Annotated in this window: 8 protein-coding genes and 1 rRNA gene (1 of these 9 cut by a window edge); 5 read left to right on the top strand and 4 right to left on the bottom strand. The window is 46.3% G+C overall.

The window, feature by feature from the left end; translation table 11 throughout:
* Positions 1 to 1,515 (bottom strand): 16S ribosomal RNA (locus tag BACSA_RS13315) (it extends 17 nt beyond the left edge of the window).
* A gap of 811 nt (positions 1,516 to 2,326) precedes the next feature.
* Here BACSA_RS13315 and BACSA_RS20260 point away from each other — a divergent pair.
* Positions 2,327 to 2,530, top strand: coding sequence for a hypothetical protein (locus BACSA_RS20260; protein WP_169311458.1), 204 nt, complete (start codon positions 2,327 to 2,329; stop codon positions 2,528 to 2,530).
* A 49-nt stretch (positions 2,531 to 2,579) separates the two neighbouring features.
* Here the strand turns inward: BACSA_RS20260 and cydB are convergent, their stop codons facing one another.
* The 3 genes from cydB to BACSA_RS13295 are packed head-to-tail and all read right to left on the bottom strand — an operon-like array spanning position 2,580 to position 5,525.
* Positions 2,580 to 3,731 carry a cytochrome d ubiquinol oxidase subunit II gene (gene cydB / locus BACSA_RS13305; RefSeq protein ID WP_013618557.1) on the bottom strand — a complete coding sequence of 384 codons (1,152 nt, stop codon included), beginning with the start codon at positions 3,729 to 3,731 and terminating at the stop codon, positions 2,580 to 2,582.
* A 37-nt stretch (positions 3,732 to 3,768) separates the two neighbouring features.
* On the bottom strand, positions 3,769 to 5,277 hold the full coding sequence (locus BACSA_RS13300; RefSeq protein ID WP_013618556.1) for a cytochrome ubiquinol oxidase subunit I: 1,509 nt from the start codon (positions 5,275 to 5,277) through the stop codon (positions 3,769 to 3,771).
* A 14-nt stretch (positions 5,278 to 5,291) separates the two neighbouring features.
* Complete coding sequence (locus BACSA_RS13295; protein WP_041584034.1) at positions 5,292 to 5,525, bottom strand: DUF4492 domain-containing protein; 234 nt, start codon at positions 5,523 to 5,525, stop codon at positions 5,292 to 5,294.
* Between the two features lie 303 nt (positions 5,526 to 5,828).
* Between BACSA_RS13295 and BACSA_RS13290 the strand changes: the two genes are divergently transcribed.
* The 4 genes from BACSA_RS13290 to BACSA_RS13275 all read left to right on the top strand — a co-directional run bounded on the left by BACSA_RS13290 (position 5,829) and on the right by BACSA_RS13275 (position 10,539).
* Entirely contained in the window at positions 5,829 to 7,181 is a 1,353-nt protein-coding gene (locus BACSA_RS13290; protein ID WP_013618554.1) for a TolC family protein, read from the top strand.
* A gap of 12 nt (positions 7,182 to 7,193) precedes the next feature.
* On the top strand, positions 7,194 to 8,420 hold the full coding sequence (locus tag BACSA_RS13285; RefSeq protein WP_013618553.1) for an efflux RND transporter periplasmic adaptor subunit: 1,227 nt from the start codon (positions 7,194 to 7,196) through the stop codon (positions 8,418 to 8,420).
* A gap of 16 nt (positions 8,421 to 8,436) precedes the next feature.
* Positions 8,437 to 9,189, top strand: a complete 753-nt coding sequence (locus BACSA_RS13280; RefSeq protein WP_013618552.1) for an ABC transporter ATP-binding protein — start codon at positions 8,437 to 8,439, stop codon at positions 9,187 to 9,189.
* A 129-nt stretch (positions 9,190 to 9,318) separates the two neighbouring features.
* On the top strand, positions 9,319 to 10,539 hold the full coding sequence (locus BACSA_RS13275) for an ABC transporter permease (protein WP_013618551.1): 1,221 nt from the start codon (positions 9,319 to 9,321) through the stop codon (positions 10,537 to 10,539).
* The last annotated feature ends 17 nt before the right edge of the window (positions 10,540 to 10,556 follow it).

Raw genomic sequence — 10,556 nt, 5'->3', positions numbered from 1 at the left:
CGCACCTTCCGGTACGGCTACCTTGTTACGACTTAGCCCCAATCACCGGTTTTACCCTAGGGCGCCCCTTTCGGTTACGCACTTCAGGCACCCCCGGCTTTCATGGCTTGACGGGCGGTGTGTACAAGGCCCGGGAACGTATTCACCGCGCCGTGGCTGATGCGCGATTACTAGCGAATCCAGCTTCGTGGAGCCGGGTTGCAGGCTCCAGTCCGAACTGGGAGGGGCTTTAGGGATTGGCGCTCCGTCGCCGGATGGCGGCCCTCTGTACCCCCCATTGTAACACGTGTGTAGCCCCGGACGTAAGGGCCGTGCTGATTTGACGTCATCCCCACCTTCCTCGCATCTTACGATGGCAGTACCGCCAGAGTCCCCAGCATAACCTGATGGCAACTGGCGGAAGGGGTTGCGCTCGTTATGGCACTTAAGCCGACACCTCACGGCACGAGCTGACGACAACCATGCAGCACCTCCACGGATGTGGTTGCCCACTTGCGCGTTTCCGCGCAATGCATCCGCAGTTCAAGCCCGGGTAAGGTTCCTCGCGTATCATCGAATTAAACCACATGTTCCTCCGCTTGTGCGGGCCCCCGTCAATTCCTTTGAGTTTCACCGTTGCCGGCGTACTCCCCAGGTGGGGCACTTAACGCTTTCGCTAAGCCGCCGGCAGTATATCGCCGGCAGCGAGTGCCCATCGTTTACCGTGCGGACTACCAGGGTATCTAATCCTGTTTGATACCCGCACTTTCGAGCATCAACGTCAGTTGCGGCCTAGCAGGCTGCCTTCGCAATCGGGGTTCTTCGTGATATCTATGCATTTCACCGCTACACCACGAATTCCGCCTGCCTCGAACGCACTCAAGAAAGCCAGTTTCAACTGCAATTTTACGGTTGAGCCGCAAACTTTCACAGCTGACTTGACATCCCGTCTACGCTCCCTTTAAACCCAATAAATCCGGATAACGCTCGCATCCTCCGTATTACCGCGGCTGCTGGCACGGAGTTAGCCGATGCTTATTCATAAGGTACATACAAGCTCCCACACGTGGGAGGTTTTATTCCCTTATAAAAGGAGTTTACAACCCGTAGGGCAGTCATCCTCCACGCTACTTGGCTGGTTCAGGCTCTCGCCCATTGACCAATATTCCTCACTGCTGCCTCCCGTAGGAGTTTGGGCCGTGTCTCAGTCCCAATGTGGGGGGCCTTCCTCTCAGAACCCCTATCCATCGTCGCCTTGGTGGGCCGTTACCCCGCCAACAAGCTAATGGAACGCACCCCCATCGCACACCGGATCGCTCCTTTAATGGCGCTGCCATGCAGCCACGCCATACCATCCGGGATTAATCTTCCTTTCGGAAGGCTGGCCCGGAGTGTGCGGAAGGTCGGATACGCGTTACTCACCCGTGCGCCGGTCGCCGGCAAGCCTAGCAAGCTAGACCCCCGCTGCCCCGCGACTTGCATGTGTTAAGCCTGTAGCTAGCGTTCATCCTGAGCCAGGATCAAACTCTTCATTGTAGAATATCTTTTTCTTATAATTATCTTCTGTCAGGACCCATCCTATCTGCCGCCTGGAACCATCAAGATGGACAGGCGGTAATAGCACCGCTTCTTTTCCTTCGTCTCATCCAAAACATTTCATTGAACGCTTCTGTTTTCAGCGGCTCCCGCAAAAGAGGGAAACCGTTTGCAAAGATAAGGCGGATTTTTCAAACCGCCAAATTTTTGCGGGACTTTTTTCAAGGAGGCTTCCTGACCGTCTCGCGTTCAAGGGAGTTCCTTTCCGAAAGCGGGTGCAAAGGTACGGCTTTATTCCGGACCTGCAAGCGATGAGGGAGTTTTTTTGACGGGAAAATCAATGAATAATGCAGAAGCGCATGATATACAGTGAATTAAAAGCTAAAAAAGAAGCGGCGGGAACGGGAAGGAGGAATGCCCGTACTCCTTATATATATTATATGCGCGCGCGAGGAAGGCCGTATGCTGTAAAACATACGGCAGTCAAGGGGAAAAGGCAGGGAGGGAAGAAAAGGGCAGGAAGAACGCACAAGGCGGGTGAAGGGAATGCATCCGCAAGGAGCCAAAGCCTGCCGCACCGCGGGAGGGAAAACAGTTTCACCATGGTTTATATATACTGAAACTTTAGTTTCAATGTGCTGAAACTAAAGTTTCAATGGATGAAAACTACAGTTTCAGTATTACTAAACCAGGCACGAGTGTAGCTTTGCAGAAAAGGTTGACTACTTTAAGTCTTATTCGTAGTATGGGTTGACTCGTATTTTTGCTATTCATGCACAGGGTTAAGAAGCTGTTTTGAATTTATCGTGCGATGATTTGGGATGAGTTTTTGAGGCATTTCCGCTTCTGTGATGAGGAAGATAGCGGGCTATCTGACGAAGAACAGGAGCGGAAAGGACCAAAAAATCGCCCAAAGCACACACGAAAACGGATACATCAAGCCAAGAAAAACTTTTTGGAGAAATTCAAAACAGCTTCTTACTCTGTACTCATTATGCCTATAAAAAAGGCCTGAACGATTTTAACCTCAACCGCCCAGACCTTTTCCACAAACATTTCACGCATCAATAAGCATGTCCGTCTTTTTCCAATTCCTCTGTTGTTATTGGCTTACGGTCGATTGCTCTCCATGCATAAATAATATAAGCTAAAACAAACGGCACCAAGATAGAAACATAAGCCATCGTTTTCAATGTAAACTGACTGGAACAGCTATTCGCTAAGGTCAATGAACTTTGCAAATCGGACGTAGAAGGATAATAAGCCGTATGGTTATACCCTACCATCAGCAACAAAACCAACACGGTCAATACCGTCCCTACACCTGCAAACCAAATGCCTTTTGTATAAACAGAAGAAATAATACTTTTCACCAGTCCAAACAAAACGCAGGCGACTCCTACCAAGAACAATACCAGCAATAAAGGCATTTCCACCAAATTGTGAAAATACTTAAACGGTTCCATCACAATAATTTGCGTATCCGGATTGACCGCATACCCATCTTTCAGCAACGTACGTATGACGAATGCCAAAAAGAAAATCAGGAAAGGCACCGCATCCGTTATCAATTGACGCCTGCAACGAGCAACAAGCCCTTCGTTCCGAATATTATTGATGAAATACAAATTTCCCAACAAGCGTGCCAAGAAGAAAACCGCCAGCCCTAACATGATATTCCACGGGTCAGCAAACGCATCCAGCCCATGCCATCCGTTTGCCCAACGGCTGATAACCGGCATTATCCCCTCGGACATGTTCGCTTTGTCCACAATAAAATTTGAACCATTAAAGAATGTAGCCACCGCCGCACCTAACAAAACCGGTCCCAAGACACCGTTAATGACCAAAAAATATTGATATACACGCTTTCCCAAAAGATTGCCAAGTTTAGATTGGAACTCATAAGACACAGCCTGCAATACAAAACTGAACAAAATAATCATCCATAACCAATATGCCCCTCCAAAACTCGTACTATAAAACAAGGGGAAAGAAGCGAAAAATGCTCCTCCAAAAGTAACTAACGTCGTAAAGGTAAACTCCCATTTACGCCCCGTAGAATTAACCAATAAGGTACGTTCTTCGTCTGTTCTGCCTAAACGGAACAACAATGAATTTCCTCCTTGCACAAAGAGCAGGAATACCAGTAAAGCGCCTAATAAGGAAACCAAGAACCACCAATAATTTTGCAAGAACAAATATGTAGAATCCATCATGTAAACAATTAAAAATAAAAACAATAATTCTCTCTCACTTCACATTCAAGCCTTTTTCAGGACCTTTCTGAATCGCTTTCAGCATAATGCCTATCTCAGCCAATAACAACACGGTAAAAAGAATCAAAAAGATAAAGAAGGTTGTCACAACGGAACCTGTTTCCAGATGCGAGATAGCCGCATTTACCGGAAGCAAATCTTGAATAGTCCAAGGCTGGCGTCCTACTTCCGCTACAATCCAGCCAGCCTGTCCGGCAATATAAGCTAAAGGAATGCTCACCAAAGACACATAATGCAACCAAGTGAATTTCGACAATTTACGTTTCCAAGACAAGAAGAGGACTAAAGCAAAGAACGCAATGAAATACATCCCTAATCCCACCATTACACGGAAAGCCCAGAACAAAAGCCAAACATTGGGAACCAACGAATTAGAATCCTCAATATACCCATATCCGAAATACGGCATATTCGCTTCCAGTATTTCACGAGCATTATCCATTTCCGCCTGCTTCCCAGCCTGCTTCGCTTCGCGATAATCAGCCAACGCCGCTATCGCTTCTTTCCCTTTTGTTATTTTTTCTGCGGCAGACAATGCCGTTGTGCCATCCGGAAGCATGTATCCCCCTAACAAGATATTATTGATGCCCGGCACATAGCCTTCAAAGTCATGAGTCGCCAAATAAGAAAGCATCTTCGGTATCTTAATGTCTCCCACTACAGTCAAAGGTTCGCTTGTCCCTCCATCATACAATGCCTCCATCGCCGCCAGTTTCATAGGCTGGCATTGCGCCACTTGATATGCAGACTTATCCCCCGTCATAGCCGTCACCAAAGAAGCAAACAGACCTACACCCGCAGCAATCTTCATGCTTCCAACCGCAAGTTCCTTTTCACGTTTACGCAATAGGAACCAGGCACTTACCCCAATAACAAATACGGCTCCCAACATCCAGCTGCTGAGCACAGTATGCAAAAACTTCATCACCGCCACCGGCGAGAAAGCTACAGCCATAAAATCGGTCATTTCATTACGCACGGTATCCGGATTGAATGCCATGCCTACAGGATATTGCATCCATGAATTAGCCACCAGAATCCACCAAGCCGAGATAGTGGCTCCTAATCCGGTAAGCCAGGTCGATGCCAAATGGAACTTCTTGCTCACCTTATTCCAACCAAAAAACATCACTGCCACAAAAGTCGCTTCCATGAAAAAGGCAAGAATGCCCTCGATTGCCAAAGGAGCCCCGAAGATATCTCCCACGAACCAAGAATAATTGCTCCAATTCGTACCAAATTGGAATTCAAGAATCAACCCTGTAGCTACCCCTACGGCAAAATTAATGCCAAACAATTTCATCCAAAACTTGGCAGTCCGTTTCCAAAACTCATTTCCCGATATCACATACAAGGTTTCCATCAATCCCATAATTACCGCAAGCCCTAACGTCAGCGGCACAAACAGCCAATGATACATGGCTGTTAAAGCAAATTGTGCTCTCGACCAGTCAATCATCGAGGTGTCAATACTTTCCAACATACGTTTCTAATTATTTATTTAGTTAATGAATTTGCAGAACGGATTATCAACTCGTTTCCTACATAATTTTGCTTCTCTTCCGCAGTCTTTCCTTTCAAGAAATCAGGAAAGAAAAACACTTTCAATATAACGAACATGATAAAAAGCTTTATTAAAATAAGAATCCACAGCGTCCGTCCGATAGTCATCGAACGAAAGCCGTCCAAGTAGAACTTCCATATACTGAGGAACATCTGTGTTTTAATCATAATTTAGCTTTATAAACGCCCCTCAATCAGCCTAAATAGCGGCGTGCCAAACGAAGATATACTTACTTTGCCGTCTCAGTTATCTTCTCAGGCTGCAGCAGTTAACTGGAATTGCCTATGAATATATCTTCGTTTTGCAAACATATTAACTGGCGGAATGCGGGTATCTAAACAATCACAAAGGAAAACCTTTTATCGGTAAAAAGCAAGCCTTTATCTGCAAAATTTATCCATTAATCTAAATCTTTTGAAACTTTCTAAGCTGATTCATACTTTTGTGATGTAAAACTAAACGAATAATATATGAAATTACGAATCATTTGTATGTTTGCTGTTTTATCGGCCATTGCCCCATTCTACGCACAAGACAAGCAAGAAAGGGCGCAATGGACGTTAGAAGATTGTATCAACTATGCACTTGAAAAAAACATTCAATTGCAACAAGACAAAATCTCGCTTCAAGAAAGTGAAATAGACATCAAAGACGCCCGCGCCAGCCTTTTCCCAACCCTGTCGTTCAGTACAGGACACAACGTAGTCAACCGTCCCTATCAAGAACAAAGCTCAACAGTAAGCGGCACGGAAATCATCAGCAGTGACAGCCGGACCACCTATAACGGGAGTTATAGCGTGAATGCCGCATGGACTTTATGGAACGGAGGAAAACGATTAAACACGTTAAAGCAGCAAAAGACAAACAAAGCCATCGCCCAACTAAGCGTTTCGGAAACCGAGAATACGCTTCAAGAGCAAATCGCGCAGCTTTTTATCCAAATCCTATATGCCGATGAATCCATCTCCATAAACAAAGGGACGTTGGAGGTCAGCGAAGCCACTTATAAAAGAGGAGAAGAACTGTTCAAGGAAGGAAGCATCTCGAAAGCCGACCTTGCCCAACTGGAAGCACAGGTGAGCAACGACAAATACCAAGTAGTTTCTGCCGAAAGTTCCTTACGGGATTACAAATTACAATTAAAACAATTGTTAGAATTAGACGGCACAGAAGAAATGGATTTGGTGCTTCCTCAGCTTGAATATGAAGACATCATGCGATTATTGCCCAATCAAACAGACATTTATCAGACGGCACTCTCCATACGCCCTGAAATCCAAAGCGGGAAGCTGAGCATTGAAAACGCCAAATTAGGCATATCAGCCGCTAAAGCAGGCTATTACCCTACCATCAGCCTGTCCGCATCCAGCTCGAGCATGACCAATAATGCCAGCACCAACAACTGGGCACAACAAATGAAATACGGTTGGAACAACATGATAAGCATCAACCTGAGCATTCCGATATTCGACAACAGGCAAAACAAAAGCAACGTACAAAAAGCGCGGCTTCAATACAATACAAGCCAATTAGACCTGATAAACAAACAAAAAGAGCTATATAGCACGATTGAAGGCTTATGGCTGGATGCCTTAAATGCCCAACAACAATATGCCGCAGCCGAAACCAAAGTCAAAAGCAGCCAAACCAGTTTTGACATGGTAAACGAACAATTCAATTTAGGCATGAAAAATACGGTCGAGCTGCTTACCGAAAAGAACAATCTGTTAAGTGCCAAACAAGAATTAGTGCAAGCAAAATACATGGCTATCTTAAGCCGTACCTTATTGAATTTTTACGCAGGAAACAATATTGAATTATAAACAAGCAACAAGATGAAAAACAAGAAAACGATAATTATCATTACGGTCATCGTTGTAATGATTATTGCAGGATGCTGGATATTCGGTGGAGCTAAAGCCAAGAACAAAGTGGACTTTGCTACAGAAAAGGCACAAACAGGGAGTGTAAGCAATTCCATTACAGCCACAGGAACCATTGAGCCTGTAACCGAAGTGGAAGTCGGTACGCAGGTCTCCGGCATTATCGATAAAATTTATGTGGACTATAACTCCATTGTCAAACAAGGAGAGGTTATTGCCGAAATGGATAAAGTCACCTTATTAAGCGACTTGCAATCGGCACAAGCCACCTATAACGGCGCAAAAGCGGAATACGAATACCAAAAGAAGTTATACGAACGGAACAGAACACTACACGAAAAGCAATTAATCAGCGATACGGATTACGAACAATCGACTTACGATTACCAGCGTGCAAAAAGCACGTACGAACAAAGCCAGGCAGAACTTTCGAAAGCCGAACGAAACCTGTCGTATGCCACCATCACTTCGCCGATTGACGGAATCGTAACCAGCAAAGATGTAGAGGAAGGGCAAACCGTAGCGTCCGGATTTGAAACTCCGACCCTCTTCACCATTGCAGCCGACCTGACCCAAATGCAAGTAGTAGCCGATGTGGACGAAGCTGATATTGCAGGAGTTACTGACGGAGCAAAGGTTACGTTTACGGTAGATGCCTACCCCGATGATGTATTCGAAGGGGAAGTAAGACAAGTCCGTTTAGGAAGCGTCAACAGCAGTTCGAGCAGCAGCTCCACCTCAAGCAGTGAAAGCACAGTAGTCACTTATGAAGTGGTCATCACCGCCGACAATCCGGACTTAAAACTAAAGCCTCGCCTGACTGCCAATGTAACCATTTACACATTAATACATGATAATGTACTGACCGTTCCGGCAAAAGCCCTGCGCTTTACTCCCAGTAAGGAAATTGCAGGCGGACGGGAAATAAAAGATTGCGACAGCCCTCACAAAGTCTGGACATTAGAGAACGATGTATTTACTGCCCATCCGGTAAAAACCGGAATCAGCGACGGTTCCAAGACCGAAATCATGGAAGGCATCAGCGAGGGGACTGCCGTAGTGACCGAAGCCGTAGTAGCGAACACTATTCCGGAAATGTCCGAAAGCGAAGCACAAGGCGAACGAAGCCCTTTCATGCCGGGACCTCCGGGAGAAAACAAAAATAAAGACAAGAAATAAAAGGTATTGTACGGATATGAGCAAAACGGTTATCGAGCTACAGAATATCAAGCGGAATTTCATCGTAGGTAATGAAGTGGTACACGCATTGCGAGGCATCTCATTCACCATCAGCGAAGGAGAATTCGTGACCATCATGGGCACCTCCGGCTCCGGGAAATCCACATTGCTCAACACATTGGGCTGCCTTGATACCCCAACCAGCGGAGAATATTATCTGGATGGCGTATCGGTGCGCACCATGAGCAAATCGCAACGCGCTATCTTGCGCAACCGTAAGATTGGTTTTGTATTTCAGAATTACAACCTTCTTCCTAAAACCACTGCCGTAGCCAACGTTGAGCTTCCGCTGATGTATAACCCTGCAGTCAGCGCTGCTGAACGACGTAAAAGAGCCGTTCAGGCACTCATTGCAGTAGGGTTGGGCGACCGATTGGAACACAAGTCCAACCAAATGTCGGGAGGCCAAATGCAACGTGTAGCTATTGCCCGTGCCTTAGTAAACGACCCTGCCGTCATCTTAGCAGATGAAGCTACCGGAAACCTTGACACACGGACCTCTTTTGAGATTTTGGTACTGTTCCAAAAGCTGCATGCTGAAGGACGCACCATCATTTTTGTCACCCACAATCCCGACCTTGCCCAATACAGCAGCCGGAACATCCGGCTCCGCGACGGGCATGTGATAGAAGACAAAGTGAATCCGGAAATCTTGTCGGCAGCCGAAACACTTGCGACATTGCCTAAAAACGATGAAGATGACTCATAAAAACAGAACGGCGGCACAACCGGGCACACTTTATTAAAAAGAAACAGAAAAAAAGAGGATAATTCTACCTTCTTTAGGAAACCAGATGATTCGGCATTTAAGAATCACCTATACAAAGAAATAATAGAAATGAACGGAACAAACCTATTTAAAATAGCACTTCGCGCTTTGGCAAACAACAAGCTGCGCGCCTTTCTCACCATGTTGGGAATCATCATCGGCGTAGCTTCGGTCATCGCCATGCTTGCCATCGGACAAGGGTCTAAACGAAGCATCCAGCAACAGATTTCGGAAATGGGTTCCAACATGATTATGATTCATCCGGGAGCCGAAATGCGAGGCGGAGTGCGCCAAGACCCCTCTTCCATGCAGACATTGAAACTGGAAAACTACGAAAAGCTGCATGAGGAATGCATTTACCTTGCCGCTATCAGCCCCAATGTATCTTCATCCGGACAACTCATTGCAGGCTCAAACAACTATCCTTCATCGGTGACCGGATGCAGCAATGATTACCTGGAAATCCGCCAGCTTACGGTGGAACAAGGAGAAAAGTTCAGTGACAACGATATCCGCACCGCCGCAAAAGTATGCGTAATCGGAAAAACCATTGTCGACAACCTTTTCCCTGACGGGACCGACCCTATCGGAAAAATCATCCGATGCAACAAGATTCCGCTCCGGGTCATCGGAGTGTTGAAATCAAAAGGATATAACTCCATGGGGCAAGACCAAGACGACATTGTTTTAGCTCCTTATACAACTGTTATGAAACGTTTGTTGGCGCAAACCTATTTAAGTGGTATATTTGCATCGGCATTGACCGAAGACATGACAGAGGAAGCGGTAGACGAAATCACGACCATCTTGCGACGCGAGCATAAGCTGAAGGCAAGCGATGAAGATGACTTCACCATCCGCACCCAGCAAGAATTAAGTTCGATGCTGAATACGACGACCGACCTTATGACAACTTTGCTCGCCTGCATTGCAGGTATTTCGCTCGTCGTAGGAGGCATCGGAATCATGAACATCATGTATGTTTCGGTCACCGAGCGCACCCGCGAAATCGGATTGCGCATGTCGGTAGGAGCACGAGGCATCGATATACTCTCGCAATTCCTGATAGAATCCATTCTTATCAGCATCACGGGAGGACTGATCGGGGTCATATTGGGATGCGGAGCCAGCTTTGTCATCAAAGCCGTGGCACACTGGCCGGTCTTTATCCAGCCGTGGAGCGTCCTGCTATCTTTTGCCGTATGTACGCTGACAGGAGTCTTTTTCGGCTGGTATCCGGCAAAGAAAGCCGCCGACCTTGACCCGATTGAAGCCCTGCGCTACGAATAAAAGCACTACGTTTGATT

It is taken from the genome of Phocaeicola salanitronis DSM 18170 (assembly GCF_000190575.1).
In the GTDB taxonomy this organism is placed as follows: Bacteria; Bacteroidota; Bacteroidia; order Bacteroidales; family Bacteroidaceae; genus Phocaeicola; species Phocaeicola salanitronis.
This window is presented reverse-complemented; position numbering and strand designations above follow the sequence as displayed.